General features: G+C 69.7%; 14 protein-coding genes. 2 read left to right on the top strand and 12 right to left on the bottom strand.

The features are described from left to right. Nucleotides 1–81: 81 nt before the first annotated feature. From LZ017_RS15185 to LZ017_RS15175, 3 genes are all read right to left on the bottom strand, one after another. Complete coding sequence (locus LZ017_RS15185; protein WP_241397718.1) at nucleotides 82–1,038, bottom strand: MBL fold metallo-hydrolase; 957 nt, start codon at nucleotides 1,036–1,038, stop codon at nucleotides 82–84. Between the two features lie 16 nt (nucleotides 1,039–1,054). After that, entirely contained in the window at nucleotides 1,055–2,749 is a 1,695-nt protein-coding gene (locus LZ017_RS15180; RefSeq protein ID WP_241397717.1) for a long-chain-fatty-acid--CoA ligase, read from the bottom strand. Between the two features lie 78 nt (nucleotides 2,750–2,827). Beyond that, the gene (locus LZ017_RS15175; RefSeq protein ID WP_241397716.1) at nucleotides 2,828–3,550 is read right to left on the bottom strand and encodes a hypothetical protein; all 723 of its coding nucleotides are present in this window, start codon (nucleotides 3,548–3,550) and stop codon (nucleotides 2,828–2,830) included. 95 nt (nucleotides 3,551–3,645) lie between these two features. Here LZ017_RS15175 and LZ017_RS15170 point away from each other — a divergent pair, with 95 nt between their 5' ends. Then, entirely contained in the window at nucleotides 3,646–4,602 is a 957-nt protein-coding gene (locus tag LZ017_RS15170; RefSeq protein WP_241397715.1) for a triacylglycerol lipase, read from the top strand. Between the two features lie 27 nt (nucleotides 4,603–4,629). Here the strand turns inward: LZ017_RS15170 and hppD are convergent, their stop codons facing one another. Continuing rightward, entirely contained in the window at nucleotides 4,630–5,757 is a 1,128-nt protein-coding gene (gene hppD, locus LZ017_RS15165; RefSeq protein ID WP_241397714.1) for a 4-hydroxyphenylpyruvate dioxygenase, read from the bottom strand. Nucleotides 5,758–5,920: 163 nt separating this feature from the next. Between hppD and LZ017_RS15160 the strand changes: the two genes are divergently transcribed. Beyond that, nucleotides 5,921–6,403: an Lrp/AsnC family transcriptional regulator gene (locus LZ017_RS15160; RefSeq protein ID WP_241397713.1), complete on the top strand. Its 483-nt coding sequence runs from the start codon at nucleotides 5,921–5,923 to the stop codon at nucleotides 6,401–6,403. Nucleotides 6,404–6,433: 30 nt separating this feature from the next. Here the strand turns inward: LZ017_RS15160 and LZ017_RS15155 are convergent, their stop codons facing one another. The 8 genes from LZ017_RS15155 to LZ017_RS15120 all read right to left on the bottom strand — a co-directional run bounded on the left by LZ017_RS15155 (nucleotide 6,434) and on the right by LZ017_RS15120 (nucleotide 13,971). Further along, nucleotides 6,434–7,054 (bottom strand): methyltransferase domain-containing protein, encoded by a 621-nt coding sequence (locus LZ017_RS15155; RefSeq protein ID WP_241397712.1) that lies wholly within the window; start codon nucleotides 7,052–7,054, stop codon nucleotides 6,434–6,436. Further along, nucleotides 7,054–7,875: an HDOD domain-containing protein gene (locus LZ017_RS15150; protein WP_241397711.1), complete on the bottom strand. Its 822-nt coding sequence runs from the start codon at nucleotides 7,873–7,875 to the stop codon at nucleotides 7,054–7,056. Before LZ017_RS15150 ends, LZ017_RS15155 begins: the two co-directional genes overlap by 1 nt. Nucleotides 7,876–7,998: 123 nt before the next feature. Beyond that, complete coding sequence (locus LZ017_RS15145; RefSeq protein ID WP_241397710.1) at nucleotides 7,999–8,310, bottom strand: hypothetical protein; 312 nt, start codon at nucleotides 8,308–8,310, stop codon at nucleotides 7,999–8,001. A 60-nt stretch (nucleotides 8,311–8,370) separates the two neighbouring features. Next, entirely contained in the window at nucleotides 8,371–8,562 is a 192-nt protein-coding gene (locus tag LZ017_RS15140; RefSeq protein ID WP_241397709.1) for a hypothetical protein, read from the bottom strand. Nucleotides 8,563–9,115: 553 nt separating this feature from the next. Then, on the bottom strand, nucleotides 9,116–9,691 hold the full coding sequence (locus tag LZ017_RS15135) for a hypothetical protein (RefSeq protein ID WP_241397708.1): 576 nt from the start codon (nucleotides 9,689–9,691) through the stop codon (nucleotides 9,116–9,118). Nucleotides 9,692–9,806: 115 nt separating this feature from the next. After that, nucleotides 9,807–11,951, bottom strand: a complete 2,145-nt coding sequence (gene fusA, locus LZ017_RS15130; RefSeq protein WP_241397707.1) for an elongation factor G — start codon at nucleotides 11,949–11,951, stop codon at nucleotides 9,807–9,809. Nucleotides 11,952–12,056: 105 nt separating this feature from the next. After that, the gene (locus LZ017_RS15125) at nucleotides 12,057–12,680 is read right to left on the bottom strand and encodes a GNAT family N-acetyltransferase (protein WP_241397706.1); all 624 of its coding nucleotides are present in this window, start codon (nucleotides 12,678–12,680) and stop codon (nucleotides 12,057–12,059) included. Between the two features lie 103 nt (nucleotides 12,681–12,783). Continuing rightward, nucleotides 12,784–13,971 carry a GGDEF domain-containing protein gene (locus LZ017_RS15120; protein WP_241397705.1) on the bottom strand — a complete coding sequence of 396 codons (1,188 nt, stop codon included), beginning with the start codon at nucleotides 13,969–13,971 and terminating at the stop codon, nucleotides 12,784–12,786. Nucleotide 13,972 lies beyond the last annotated feature (1 nt).

Here is a 13,972-nt window from a genome sequence, read left to right as displayed (position 1 = left end):
GTCGACGTGGCCTGCGCATCCGGTGCGCGTGAGCACCCAGTGGCTCGATGTATGAACTGGGGCGTATCTGAGATGAGCGCGTCAGGCGCGCGCCGCGGCTGGCAGGCTCAGCAGCGCTCCGCCGCCGGCCTGTTCGCGCGTCAATAGCAGTCCGCTGTCCACCAATTCATCGACCAAGCCTGTGTTCCAGTCCGCAAAGGGCTGGTCTTGGAAGAAGCGCGTCCACATCTGCCGCTGGACGGGCGTGGTGGCGAGCCAGTTCAGCAGTTCGGCACGCGTGCAGCGTTGGACCTCCAGCATGTGGAACATGCTCAAGGCCTTGGCTGCATGGCGGGCATGGCTGAGCGGCTGGGCGCGGAAGTAGGCCAGCCGGTTCCTGGCCCTGGACAAGGCCGCGCCCACGTCGCTGAACGCCGGGCCGTGGCCGGGCACGACGATGGCGGGGGCCAAGCGCTCGATCAAGTCCAACGAGGCCTGGACCTCGTCGAAGGCGGAGGCGCCGTCCAGCTCCGGGAAGACGATGCCGAAGCCATTGCCCCACAACGCATCGGCCGAGAGCAGCACGCGATGGTGTGGTTCGAAGAGAAGGACCGCGTCTGGGTCATGCCCTGGCGCGGCATGGATCTGCCATTCGCAGCCGCCCTGGGTCAACAGCTCGCCGGGGCGCAGCATGGCGTCGGGATGGAAGGGCGGGCACTGCTGGCCGGTGGCGAGGTAGCTCAGCCGGGCCTCGTCCCAGTCCTGAACGGCATCGAAAAGGCCGGGCGGGATGTGCACCGGGCAGCCATGCCGGGCGGCCAGGGCGGCATTGCCGCCGCAATGGTCGGAGTGAAGGTGGGTGTTGACGATGAGGCGTAGCGGCGCGCCCGACAGCGCGGCATCGACCAGCGCCACGGTTTGCGCCAAGTGGCTGACGTAGCCGGTGTCGACGAGCACGGCGCCGACGTCGGGCGCGTGGCCGTGCAGCAGCACTGAGTTGGACGACAGCCAGCCGCGCTCGATCAGCTGGATTCCTGCCGGCAGCGCCGCGTGAGACATGGCGGGACTCTCCGCCTCAGGCGCGCAGTTCGCGGCGCAGGATCTTGCCGACGTTGGTCTTGGGCAGCTCGTCGCGGAACTCGATGTACTTGGGCCTCTTGTAGCCGGTCAGTTGGAAATGGCAGTAGGCCGCCAGGTCTTCCTCGGTCAGCACCGGGTCCTTCTTGATGACGAAGAGCTTCACGGTTTCACCCGAGTGCGCATCGGGCACGCCCACCGCCGCGCACTCCAGCACACCGGGGTGGAGGTTGACGACTTGCTCGATTTCGGTCGGGTAGACGTTGAATCCCGAGACCAGGATCATGTCCTTCTTGCGGTCGACGATGCGGGTGTAGCCCTGGGCATCCATCACGCCGATGTCACCGGTCTTGAAGAAGCCGTCGGGTCCGATGGCCTGCGCGGTCTCTTCGGGCCGGTTCCAGTAGCCGGCCATCACCTGCGGTCCGCGGATGCAGATTTCGCCGCGTTCGCCCAGCGGGAGGTCGCGGCCGTTGTCGTCGCGGATCGCAATCTCGGTGTTGGGCACCGGCAGGCCGATGGAGCCATTGAAGCCGTCCAGGTCCAGCCGGTTGATCGTGGCCACCGGCGAGGTCTCGGACAAGCCATAGCCCTCCACGACGGGGCAGCGTGTGATCTTCTGCCATTTCTCGGCCGTGGCCTGTTGGACGGCCATGCCACCACCATTGGAGATCACCAGTTCGCTGAAGTCCAGGCGCGCGAAGGCCGGCTCGTTGGCCAGCGCGTTGAACAGCGTGTTCACGGCCGGGAACATGTGGATGCGGTAGTTGCGCAGCGTGGCGATGAAGCCGGGGATGTCGCGCGGGTTCGGGATCAGCAGGTTCATCATGCCCATGCGGGCGCCCAGCATGTAGCAGGCCGTCAGCGCGAAGATGTGATACAGCGGCAGCGCGCAGACGATGGTGAGCGGCTTGTCGCCGATCTTCTGCAGCATGGGGCCGAACCAGGCCTCGCTCTGCAGGATGTTGGCCACCACGTTGCGATGCAGCAGCGTGGCGCCCTTGGACAGGCCGGTGGTGCCCCCGGTGTATTGCAGGAAGGCCGGATCATCAGGGCCCAGGTTCACCGGGCGCAGGCTCTGGCGTTCGCCTTCGGCGAGCGCCTGGTTGAAGCGCCGCACGCTGCGTCCTTCGCCCAGCGGCAGGCGGAACTCAGGGACCATCTTCTTCAGGTGGCGCACCGCGAAGTTGATCAGCGGGCCACGCCACCAGCTCAACAGGTCGCCCAGCGAGGCCAGCACCACGTGGCGGACCTGGGTGTGGGCGATGACCTCTTCCAGCGTCTTCGCGAAGTTCTCCAGCACGATGATGGCCTCGGCGCCCGAGTCCTTCAGCTGGTGCTCCAGTTCGCGCGGGGTGTACAGCGGGTTGACGTTGACCACCACATAGCCGGCGCGCAGCACGGCGGCGATCGCCACCATGTACTGCAGCACATTGGGCATCATCAGCGCGACGCGAGCGCCGCGCGCCAGTCCCTTGGACTGCAGATAGGCGCCCAGCGATGCGGACATGCGGTCCACCTGCGCGAAGCTGATGCGCTGGTCCATGCAGGTGGCCGCATCGCGGTGCGCATGCCTGCGGAAGGCTTCCTCCAGCAGGGCCACCAGCGAAGGGTAGACCTGGGTGTCGATTTCTGCGGGAACGCCTGGCGGATAGCTTGCCAGCCAGGGCTTGTCGGCGGGGGTTGCGGCCATGTCTCCTCGTGGCTCCCTCCGGGTGGGAGCTCTGCACAGTTCGAGCCTGGGATGCTCGCGGTTCCGTCCTCGGCGCGCCTAGGGGAGTTGCCCTAAGGGATCGTCACCTGCGGGACAGCCCGCGGCACGCGCGGGCGCGCCGGGAGCGAACAGCGCCGCCGCGAGCGCCTGCTCGCGCTCGCTCACGCAGGCGAGAAACTCGTCGGCCCCCTTCATGGCCCGGAAGGTGTCGAAACCCGTTTCGAGGAAGCGCTGCAGCTCGCCCATGCCGGCCGCCGCGGCCGGGCCGCGCATCATGCGCAGCGCCTGACGCAGCAGCGGCTTGCGCGTGTAGTGCTCCAGCGCGCGGCCCACGGCCAGGGTCAGTTCGATCTGGCGGGCGCGGGCCTGCGGCTCGCCGACCGTTTGCCAGGCGCGCGCATAGGCGGCGGCGTCCACCGAGTCCTGCCCCAGGTTCGCCGCCATGGCCGTGTCCAGCCGCTCCGACAGCGCGTGCAGTTCGGCCAGGTCGTGCACCGTGCCCACCACGTCGCGCGGGAAGAGGCGCACCAGCGTGGGCACCACGCGGGCGAACTGGGCGTCGCGCTCGCTGTAGTCGCGCGGGCCATACAGCTCTTCCAGGAAGAAGCGCGCGGTGTCGGCGTAGCGCGGCGTGGCGAGCAGGTCCGCATAGCTGCGCGCGAAGCGCCGTTGCTGGTAGTGCTTGAGCGCCAGCACGCGGGTGCCCAGCCGGGCATCGCGCAGGCGCGCGAGGCGCTGGGTTTCGACGTCCTGCAGGAATTGTGCGATCGCTTGATCCATCGGGTGAGCTGGCCGGGGTTGGCGCCGGTCCCCATTGTGGCCCGGCCTACACTGTCCGCCAGGGGCCGGGCTGCGAGAACCGGCAAGGAGCATGCATGAATGGACGGTTGCAGCGGGTGATCTCGCTGCTGCGATGGCTGGGGGGCGGAGGGCTGGCGGGCTGGCTGTGGTGGCGTGGGTCGACGTCGGGCGCGGTCGCGGTGCTGCTGCTCGTGCTGGCCGGATCGCCGCTGCTGCTGCTGCCCGGTTTCCTGTGGCTGACCCGGCAAGCGGCGGAGCCGGGGCTGCCTCGCCCGCGCCTGCGTGAGGCCTTGCGGGCCTGGTGGCTGGAGACCTGGGCGGTGTTGCGCATCTTCGGCTGGCTGCAGCCCTGGCGCGAACAGGCCCAGCCCGATCATCTGCCGGCGCCCGAGCCCGGCCGGGCCCTGCCGCGCGGTGTGCTGCTGCTGCATGGCTACACCTGCAACCGCGGGCTGTGGCATGACTGGATGGTCGAGTTGCGCGCGCAGGGCCGACCCTTCATCGCGCTGACGCTGGAGCCGGCCTTTGGCTCCATCGACGCCTATGCGCCGGCGATCGACGCCGCCATGCAGCGCCTGCAGGCGCTCAGCGGGCGCCCGCCGCTGATCGTCGGACACAGCATGGGCGGGCTGGCTGCCCGGGCCTGGTGGCGCCATACCGGGCATGATCCGGCGCGGCTGTGGCGACTGATCACGCTGGGCTCACCGCACCAGGGTTCGCTGTTGGCGCGCTGGGGGCTGGGGACCAATGGGCGGCAGATGCGCCGCCATTCCGACTGGCTGCGCGCGCTGGCGGCGGCCGAACCGCCGCTGCTGCGCGAGCGCATGCACTGCCTGTTCGGGCACTGCGATCAGATCGTGCTGCCCGCGGGCAGCGGCCGCTATCCGGGCGCGCCGGCGACCCATGTCGCGGCCACCGGCCATCTGCAGCTGATCTTCGCCCCGCAGAGCCGGGCGGCGATGCGGGCGCTGATGGCCGCCGAGGCGGGCGACGAGGGGCCGCACCCCAAGGCGGCGCTCGCCGGCCCCTAGCTCCCGCGGGGGCCGGCGGAGTCGGGATCAGGCCTCGGCCTTGAGCACGCCGCGGCGGATCTGGTCGAGCTCGATGCTCTCGAACAAGGCCTTGAAGTTGCCTTCGCCGAAGCCCTCGTTGCCCTTGCGCTGGATGATCTCGAAGAAGATCGGGCCGATCACTTCCTTGGTGAAGATCTGCAGCAGCAGCTCGTTGGGCGCGCCCTGGTGGGTGGCGCCGTCGATCAGGATGCGCAGGCGCTTGAGCTCGGCCAGGTTCTCGCCGTGCTGCGGCAGGCGCTTCTCGACCAGGTCGTAGTAGGTCTCTATCGTGTCCTGGAAGGCCACGCCGGTGCTCTTCATGCCCTGCACGGTGGCGTAGATCTGGTCGGTGCCCAGCGCCACGTGCTGGATACCTTCGCCGTGGTAGAGGTCCAGGTACTCGGCGATCTGGCTCTTGTCGTCGCTGCTTTCGTTGATGGGGATGCGGATCTTGCCGCAGGGGCTGGTCATGGCCTTGGACTTCAGTCCGGTCAGCTTGCCTTCGATGTCGAAGTAGCGCACTTCCTTGAAGTTGAACAGGCGCTCGTAGAAGTCCGCCCATTCCTTCATGCGACCGCGGAAGACGTTGTGCGTCAGGTGGTCGATGTAGGTCAGGCCATGGCCCGCGGGACGGGCATTCACCGGCTTGCCCTGGGCGTCCAGGATGGGCACGAAGTCGACGTCATAGATGCTGATGTTGCCGATCTCGCCCGGTTGAGCGCCATTCTTGCCCTGCCAGCGGTCGACGAAGTAGATCAGCGAGTCGCCGATGCCCTTGATGGCCGGGATGTTCAGCTCCATCGGGCCGGCCTTGTTGTCGAAGCCCCAGGCACCCAGCTCCAGCGCGCGCTGGTAGGCATAGCCGGCGTCCTTGACGCGGAAGGCAATGGCGCAGATCGACGGGCCGTGCAGGCGCGCGAAGCGCTGCGCGAAGGCGTCCTTCTCGGCGTTGATGATGAAGTTCACGTCGCCCTGACGGTACAGCGTGACGTCCTTGTGGCGATGCTTGGCCACGGCGGTGAAGCCCATGGACTCGAACAGCTGACCCAGCGCGACGGGATCGGGCGCGGCGTACTCGATGAACTCGAAACCATCGGTGCCCATCGGGTTGTCCCAGGGGATGAAACCGGCCATGTGTCTGTCTCCGAACTGAAAAAGTGTGGTGCGAGAACGCGTCCGCTGGGGGCCGCTGTTCTCTTGAGGTGGCTCAAGACTGTAGGCGCAGCGGACCGCAGGATTCCTGCGATTCGTGCGCGGACACCTGGGGGTGATGCAGGATTCCTGCAAGAATCCTGGCATGGACAAGCAGATCGAGCTCGATGCGATCGACAAGCGCATCTTGAGGGCGCTGCAGCAGGACGGGCGCATGACCTATGACGCGCTGGCGGCGGAGGTCAACCTCTCCTCTTCGGCCGTGCTGCGCCGTGTACGCCGGCTGGAAGAGGGCGGGGTGATCGCCGCCTATGTGGCATTGCTGAGCCCGCAGCGCCTGGGCCTGGGGCTGACCGCCTACATCAACGTGCGGCTGGAAAAGCACACCGAGAGTCACAAGCGCAACCCCATGGATCTCTTCCGCGCCGCGGTGCAGACCTGGCCCGAGGTGGTCGAGTGCTCGGCGCTGACGGGGGAGATGGACTATCTGCTGCGGGTGATGGTGGAGGACATGGCGCACTACGCGCGCTTCATCACCGACACCCTGCTCAAGCATCCCAGCGTGCAGGATTGCAAGACCAGCTTCGTGCTGGACCACCTGAAGAACACGACGGCCCTGCCCGTCTGAACCCGCCCCCCGGCATGGGGGCGTGCCCGCTCAGCGGCGGACCAGCGCCACCGCCAGCTCGAACCAGCCCGCGCGCGGATGGGCCAGCGCGCCATAGGGCGGCGCGGGCCAGGCCCACAACGGTTCGGGAAACAGCGCGCGCATCGCATGGATGTCGCAGTGATAGGGCGGCCCTTCGATGCGGCCCTGTTCCACGCTGTCACGCCGCGCCTGCATGAACAGCGCAAGCAGCCGGCCGCCAGGCCGTATCCAGCGCTGCAGCTGGTCGGCGTAGGCGCGCCAGTGATCGGGATGCAGCGCGCACAGGCAGGTCTGTTCGTAGACCAGGTCCACCGGCGCCTGGGGCTGCCAGTTCAGCACGTCGGCCTGCTGGACGCTGGCGTTCAATCCCGGCGCCTCGGCCTGCAGTCGTTCGCGTGCCTGTTCGACGGCGGCCGGCGCGTAGTCCAGCCCAGTCACCGTCAGCCCCGCGCGGGCCAGCACCGTCAGCTCATGGCCGCGACCGCAACCGGGCACCAGCACATGGCTTCCTGTTGGCATCAGCCCGGCGTCTCGCCAGGCCTGCAGCTGGGGATGCGGGCCGCCGCGGTCCCAGGGCGTCTGGCCGGACTCGAAGCGCTGTTGCCAGAATTGGCGATCCGGGCCGGCCATCAGTAGTCGCGGTCCAGTTCGGCCAGCAGGCGCTGGGTGTGGGCCTGAGACAGGTTGAGCAAGTCGCCGATCTCCTTCAAGTCGTCGGGGACGGCCGGGTTCTGCCAGCTGTCCGCCGTATGGCGCGCCAGGCGCACGGCCAGCATCACGCAGCGCACCTGCGGGTCGTGCACCTTCTTGTCATCGGTGATGTGGGCCAGCAGTTCGGGCAGGTGCCAGGCCTTCATCAGCGACTGCTCCAGATCGCCGAGCTCGATGCCCAGCACCGCACGCTGGGCCGCGGCGCTGCGCGTGCCCGGGCGGGCCATCAGTTGACGCGCGACATCCAGCGCCAGGTCGGGGGCCTCGCACCACAGCAGCATCTCGGCGAAATCGTGCAGCAGCGCCGCGCTGTGGATCACCGCGGCGTCCGGGTCGGTGCGGTGCACCGCAAAGCCCAGCGCGAAGCGCGAGGCGCGCTCGGCGCGGCGCAGCACCCGCTGGATGCCCGCCAGCGCGTCGGGGCGGCCCATCATGCGCTCCTCCAGCGTGGGCTGGGCGCCGAAGGCCGCGAAGAAGGGCGTGATGCCCATCAGCACCAACGCGGCGGTCACGGTCTCGGCATCCGCCAGCAGGCGGCTGGAGCGCTGGCTGGACGCGAAGGCCAGCACCTTCAAGGTCATCAGCGGGTCCTTGACGATGACCTCGGCCAGGCTGTGCGCGTCGACGGCGTCCTCGTTGGCGCGCCAGAACTCAAGCTGTTCCGCGGTGGCAGCGAGGACCGGGATCTCCACGCCCTGGAAATGCCGCGTCCACGCGGCCATGCTGGGCAGCGGGCGCATGAGCGGTTCGTGAGGCGCGGCGGTCATGGGCTGGAACGCAAGAGTTGGCTGGATCGTATATCGGCGCCGGCTCCGAGGCCTTGAGCCCCACAGCCAGCACCGCCAGCGCTATCCACGCCGGGATCACAGCCGCGTCACCCCAGGCAATTGCCCCAGGCGTTCACCATCGAAGTACAGCACACCGGCGGGCTCGCCGGGCAGGCGGCGGAACTCCAGCGGCGCGTCGACGCGTGCACTAATGGCGCTTTCGGGGCTGACCGCAGGCAGTTCCTGGCGAACCAGGGGCGAGCGGGCGATGCGGTGGGCGGCGGCGCGCAGTGCGCGCGCCAGGCTCAGCAGCAGCCGGGCGCTCAGGCGTTGCAACGGACCGCGGCTCAGCGGCAGGGTTTGCTGCAGGGTGGAAACGCCGGGCGTTCCGATTCTTGTCGTATGCATGTCTGTCTCCCAAGGCCTCGCCCCCGGGTGCCGCTCGGCGGATGGGGCAAGGCGATCGCTTCAGGGGCTGCGCGTGTCTTCGCGCAGCTGGCGGAGCTCCAGGGCCAGGTCTTGCCTGGCGCGCTGGCGTCGGCTGGCGCTGCCCAGCTGGTGGCGGCCGGCCTTGCGCTTGAGCGCCGGGACCACCAGGGGATTGCGCGGCTTGCGCAGCGAAGCCACTCGCTGGGCACGGGGGGATGTGAACTGAGTCATGGGGCCTCCTTTGCACACGGAGGCCACCGGCCCCGCGTGTCAACGAATGTGGGAAACGAACATCAACAAGCGTCGTCCTCGCCGGCAACGGAGCCAGACCGGCCGCCCGGTGGGGCGACGGCGCGGCGGCTGCCGACATGACATGCGTCCCAAGAGCGGGAAACCGGGGCGGGCCCGACATGCCTGGCCTTGAGGCCGGAGGCGGGGGTGGTGCCGCGGCGCTCTTGAGCGCGGTTGAGAGTGGCGTGCGATTCAGGCCGGCCGCGCTCCGCCGGCGCGGGCCGACGAAGACGGTAGGGAATCGGGCGTCGCCACGCCGGGGGCTACCGGCATGACTTGCGCAAATGATAAACGATTGATTATCTTGCGCAAGTGCTTTTTATCTTTGCCGCAACGCAAGAGAGAGGTTGCACTGGCAGGGCGACGGTCAGGCGCGGCCCCGTGCCCCGGCACTGAGCGGGGCTTGGGCATGGCGGAAACGTGGGGCCGCGAAGGCGGTGGCGCGCCAGAGGAACGGGCGCGAGGAAAAGGGCGCGCGGCGCTGTCGCGCGGATCAGCGCTTCTTGGGCTTGAGCGGCGCGATGCCCTGTTGCAGCCGGCGCCACTCGTCCATGTCGCCGGACGTGGCCGCGGGGCGGCCACCCGAAGTGGTAGCCGGCGTGGATCGGGGGCCGGACGCGGCTGGCGCGCGAGCCGTCGGGTCGCTGTCCGGCGTCAGCACCTCGCCCAGCAGATCGAGCAGGCGCGTGCGCGCGCGCTGCGGATGGCGCCGGTAGTAGGTGAGCACCAGCCCGACGATGAAACGTTCGTCATCGTCCTGTGGCAGCCCGTGGGCCGGCTCCTCGGCCGCGGGGGCGGGGCCGCTCGCATGCTCCTGGTCCATCCAGCCCGAGGGCTTGTGGCAGAGCTGTTCGAACTGGCGCGCGAGCCGCTCGCCGATCTGGCGCGAACGGCTCTTGATCTGGCTCCAATAGCTGGGCTGGATCTGCAAACGCTCCGCGAAACGCCGCTCCAGGCCGCGCAGGGTGGCGGCGTCGGGGTGCTTGACGGTGGAGGCGACGAACTCTTCGAACAGGATCATCGCGTTGTCCAGGCGGATCTGCGCGACGTCCCGGATAGCGGAACACATAGGCCTCAATGATAAAGCCTGCTTGCCAATCGCACCCCGACCCCGCGTTGCGCCCCTGGAGGAATCCGTGCGCCATTGCCTGCCTGAGCAAGGAACGATGCCCAGGCGAGCGGGGTCACTCGTCGTCGTCCAGGTGCTTGTAAGCCGCCATCAGCTGGCTCTGCAGGTTGGGCGGCACGGCCTCGTAGTGCGACAGCGCGACGGTGTAGCGACCCTGGCCGCTGGTCATCGCATTGAGCCGGTTCTGGTAGCTGGCCAGCTCGGCCAGCGGTGCCAGGCCCAGCACGGTCATCACGCCGGGCACCAGGCTGCGCGTGCCGTTGACCTGGCCGCGCCGGGCGGCGAGGTCGCCGGTGATGTCGCCCATCGCATGGTCGGGCGCGCTGATCTCCACCTGCACGATGGGCTCCAGCACCATGGGATGGGCCTCGCGCACCGCGGCCATCAACGCCTTGCGTCCGGCGGTCACGAAGGCGATCTCCTTGGAGTCCACCGAGTGGTGTTTGCCGTCGAACACCACCACGCGCAGGTCCACCACCGGATAACCGGCGATGACGCCCTGTTCCAGCGCCTGGCGCACGCCCTTCTCGACCGCGGGCATGAACTGGCCCGGGATGGTGCCGCCCTTGACCTGGTCGATGAACTCGAAGCCGCCGCCGCGCGGCAGCGGTTCGATGCGCAGCCAGACCTCGCCGAACTGGCCGGCGCCGCCGCTCTGTTTTTTGTGGCGATGGTGGCCTTCGGCTGGCGCGGCGACGGTCTCGCGGTAGGCGATGCGCGGCGGCTGGATCTTCAGCTCGAACTTGTAGACCTCCTGCAGCCGCTCCAGCAGCACGCGCAGGTGCAGCTCGCCCAGGCCGTAGACCAGGGTCTCGTTGGTCTGGGCGGCATGTTCCAGGCGCAGGCAGGGGTCTTCGTCGACCAGTCGGCGCAGCAGGTCCCACAGGCGCTGTTCGTCGCCATGGCGCGCCGGGCTGATCGCCAGGCCGTGCACGGGCGCGGGGAAGTCCAGCGGCGCCAGATGCAGGTGCTCGTCCTCCTGCGCGTCGTGCAGCACCGCGTCGTAGTGCAGCTCGTCGATGCGCGAGAGCGCGCAGATATCGCCGGGCAGGGCCTCGTCGATCTCGACATGCTCCTTGCCCTGCAGCAGGAAGAGGTGGCTGGCGCGTATCGGCTTGCGCGCATGGCCCACGTAGAGCTGGCTGTTGCGCCTGAGCACCCCCTGGTGCACGCGCAGCAGCGCCAGCTTGCCCAGGTAGGGGTCGGACTGCACCTTGAACACATGGGCCAGCACATGGCGGTCGGCGTCGGGCCGCGGGCGCAAGGGGCGCGCGTCCTCGCCTTCGCCGTCCAGGAACTGCGGCGGATTGGCTTCGCCGGGATGGGGCAGCAGGCGCGCGATGACGTCCAGCAGCTCGGGCACGCCGACGCCGCTGCGCGCCGACGCGAAGCACACCGGGATCAGGTGGCCCTCGCGCAGCGCCTGCTCCAGCGGCGCATGCAGCTCGGTCGCGGGTACGTCGCCGTCGTTGAGGTAGCGCTCGACGAAGCCCGCGTCCACCTCCACGACCTGCTCCACCAGCGCACGATGGGCGTTCTCCAGCGATCCGAAGTCGACCGTCAGGTCCGCCGCCGCCTCGCGCTGGAAGAAGCAGTCGGCGACGCGCGAGGCCCCGGCCGCCGGCAGGTTCAGCGGCAGGCATTCGCGGCCGAAGACCTGTTGCAGCTGCTCGAGCAGCCCGGGCAGGTCCACCTCGGGCGCGTCGATCTTGTTGATCACGATGAGGCGCGCGCGCTCGCGCTGTGCCGCCACCTCCATCATGCGCTGGGCCATCAGTTCGATGCCGCCCTGGGCGCTGATCACGACGACGGCGCTTTCCACCGCCTCCAGCGCGGGCAGGGACTGGCCGATGAAGTCCGGCGCGCCGGGGGTGTCCAGCAGATGGATGCGCAGGCCCTGCCAGTCCAGGTGCATCGCGCTGGTCTGCAGCGAATGCTGCATGCGGCGCTCCAACGGGTCGGCATCGCTGACGGTGTTGCCCTTCTCGATCGAGCCGGCCTGCTTCAGCGCGCCGGCCTGCACCAGCAAGGCTTCGGCCAGCGTGGTCTTGCCGCTGCCGGCCGGCCCGACCAGCGCGAGGGTGCGGAGGCGCTGCAGCCGCCTGTCATGCGCACCGCCGGCCCCGCCTCCGCGGTCGGGGTCGGCGCCGCCTGGGCTGCCGTTGAGGGTGTCTCCATCGGGCGTTGTCGCGCTGGCCATGGTGTGCTCCTCGACCGGTCCGTGTGGCGGACCGTTGGAGCCCAGCGTAGGCCAAGCGCAGGGCCGGCACAAGAGCCCCGGGTCAGGCCCCGGAACGGGGCGGGCTCAGACCCGATGCGGCAGGCGCTTGTAGTACAGCGCGGTGGGCAGCAGCCGGCCGTCGCCGCAGCGGCTGTGCTCGGGGATCTCGCCGGCGCGCTGCCAGCCCAGGTGGGCGAAGACCGCTTCGGCCTGGGTCTGGGCGGGGGCTTGCAGCTCCAGCAGATGGCGGCCCTGGGTGGCCGCCACGCTTTCCGCGCGCGCCAGCAGCCGGCCCGCGATGCCGCGTCCGCGTTCCTGGCTGTGCACCATCAGGCGCTGCACCTCCCCGCGGTGGTGCGCGGCGGGCTGGGTGTTGAAGGCCAGCTGCACCGCGCCGAGCAACCGGCCGGGGCCTTCGGCGTCGCAGGCGATCCACAGGCGTTGCTGCGGACCCAGGCGGGCGAAGACGCCCTGCCAGTAGTCCATCGCGGCATAGCGCGACATCGGCGCGACAAAGCCCAGGCAGGCGCCCTGGTGCACGTTGTCGATCAGCAGATGGGTGAGGGCGGGCAGCCACTGCAGGTCGGACGGCTGCAGCTGCTGCAGCGTGATCGTGGCGGCGCCGGCGGAGGCGAGGGGCGCGGCGGTGGAGGACAGGCCGCGCGGGGCGCGGGCGTCGGCCAACGGGGGGCGTGTGGCGGCGTGCATGGTCGGGCGGACTCCTGGGTGAACGACATCCTCGTGGGACATGGTTAACCCTTAGCAACCCCCATGCCAGAGCCTGGTCGGTGGGCGCATTGCGCGCATTTCTTCAGGCGGACGCCGTCGGGGTGCCGGGGCCCTCGCTTTCCAGACCCGGTTCGGCATAAAGGCGGCCGCGGCCCAGCGACTTGGCGGTGTACAGCGCCGCCTCGGCGCGGCGCATCAGATCGTCGATGTTGCGGTCGCCGCCGCGCAGCCGCGCCCAGCCCGACGAGAAGTCCAGCGCGAAGCCCAGCTCCGCGGGCGCCCGCTCGGCCAGCGCCTTGCGCACGCGCTGGTCCAGCGCGGTCGGGCCTTGCTGGTCGGAGCGCGCCATCAGCACCGCGAACTCCTCGCCGCCCACGCGCGCCACCAGGTCGCCCAGGCGCTTCTGGTCGTCCAGACAGGCGGCGAACAGTGCGATCGCGCGGTCGCCCACCGCCTCGCCGTGCTGGTCGTTGATCGCCTTCAGCCCGTCGATGTCCATCATCAGCAGCATCAGCGGCTCGTCGTAGCGCCGCGCCATGGAGATCATGTCCACCGCGCGCTGCGTGAAGGCGCGGCGGTTGCACAGCCCGGTCTGGGCGTCGCTCTGCGCCAGCCGCTTGAGGTGGTCCTCGGTTTCGCCGCGCCAGGCCGCGAGCACGGCCACCGTCATGGCCAGCAGGCTCACATGGGTCATCACCGCGAAAGCGGTGTTGAGCGGGTGGGCGCTGGTGAAGCTGGGCAGCGTGTCGGTCGCGAAGCCGGCCAGATAGCCGCGCGCCAGCGTCAGCAGCCCCAGCAGCAGGCAGCTCAGGCCCAGCAGGCTGCGCCAGCGCCAGCTGTGCGCCGGCACGCGCGGCGCCGGCTGCAGCAGGGCCAGCGTGAGGGTCAGCAGCTGCAGCCCCAGCCAGCCGTTGGACCAGGCCAGGCGGAACGCATAGTTGCCGAAGCCGGCGCCATAGCCCAGCACCAGCGCGGCCGGCGCGGCCCAGCTCAGCAGCCGGCCCCAGCGCTGCGGCAGCCAGCAGGCCACCGCCGTCCACAGCAGGCTCAGGCTGAGGCTCAGGCTGCCCAGCGCCAGCGTCGCGCCCCAGCGCGAGCCCTCGGGCAGCAGCATCAGCAGCCCCCAGCCCAGGGCCTGCGCGGCGGCGCTCAGCTGGGCCAGCCGGGCGCCGCGGCTGTCGCGCCAGCCCAGCAGCAGCGGCAGCATCAGGGCCAGCGCCAGGGCCTGGATCAGCAGCAGGCTGAACAGTGTCGCGATGTCGTAGTGCATG

The sequence above is a fragment of the Pelomonas sp. CA6 genome, assembly GCF_022549225.1.
Classification (GTDB): domain Bacteria; phylum Pseudomonadota; class Gammaproteobacteria; order Burkholderiales; family Burkholderiaceae_C; genus Roseateles.
The sequence above is the reverse complement of the archived record's forward strand: the minus strand, read 5'-3'. Positions and strand labels throughout refer to the sequence as shown.

Coding starts and splice junctions, on each gene's coding strand:
- LZ017_RS15185 (WP_241397718.1), bottom strand. CDS start 1,038: ATGTCTCACGCGGCGCTGCCGGCAGGAATCCAGCTGATCGAGCGCGGC.
- LZ017_RS15180 (WP_241397717.1), bottom strand. CDS start 2,749: ATGGCCGCAACCCCCGCCGACAAGCCCTGGCTGGCAAGCTATCCGCCA.
- LZ017_RS15175 (WP_241397716.1), bottom strand. CDS start 3,550: ATGGATCAAGCGATCGCACAATTCCTGCAGGACGTCGAAACCCAGCGC.
- LZ017_RS15170 (WP_241397715.1), top strand. CDS start 3,646: ATGAATGGACGGTTGCAGCGGGTGATCTCGCTGCTGCGATGGCTGGGG.
- hppD (WP_241397714.1), bottom strand. CDS start 5,757: ATGGCCGGTTTCATCCCCTGGGACAACCCGATGGGCACCGATGGTTTC.
- LZ017_RS15160 (WP_241397713.1), top strand. CDS start 5,921: ATGGACAAGCAGATCGAGCTCGATGCGATCGACAAGCGCATCTTGAGG.
- LZ017_RS15155 (WP_241397712.1), bottom strand. CDS start 7,054: ATGGCCGGCCCGGATCGCCAATTCTGGCAACAGCGCTTCGAGTCCGGC.
- LZ017_RS15150 (WP_241397711.1), bottom strand. CDS start 7,875: ATGCGCCCGCTGCCCAGCATGGCCGCGTGGACGCGGCATTTCCAGGGC.
- LZ017_RS15145 (WP_241397710.1), bottom strand. CDS start 8,310: ATGCATACGACAAGAATCGGAACGCCCGGCGTTTCCACCCTGCAGCAA.
- LZ017_RS15140 (WP_241397709.1), bottom strand. CDS start 8,562: ATGACTCAGTTCACATCCCCCCGTGCCCAGCGAGTGGCTTCGCTGCGC.
- LZ017_RS15135 (WP_241397708.1), bottom strand. CDS start 9,691: ATGTGTTCCGCTATCCGGGACGTCGCGCAGATCCGCCTGGACAACGCG.
- fusA (WP_241397707.1), bottom strand. CDS start 11,951: ATGGCCAGCGCGACAACGCCCGATGGAGACACCCTCAACGGCAGCCCA.
- LZ017_RS15125 (WP_241397706.1), bottom strand. CDS start 12,680: ATGCACGCCGCCACACGCCCCCCGTTGGCCGACGCCCGCGCCCCGCGC.
- LZ017_RS15120 (WP_241397705.1), bottom strand. CDS start 13,971: ATGCACTACGACATCGCGACACTGTTCAGCCTGCTGCTGATCCAGGCC.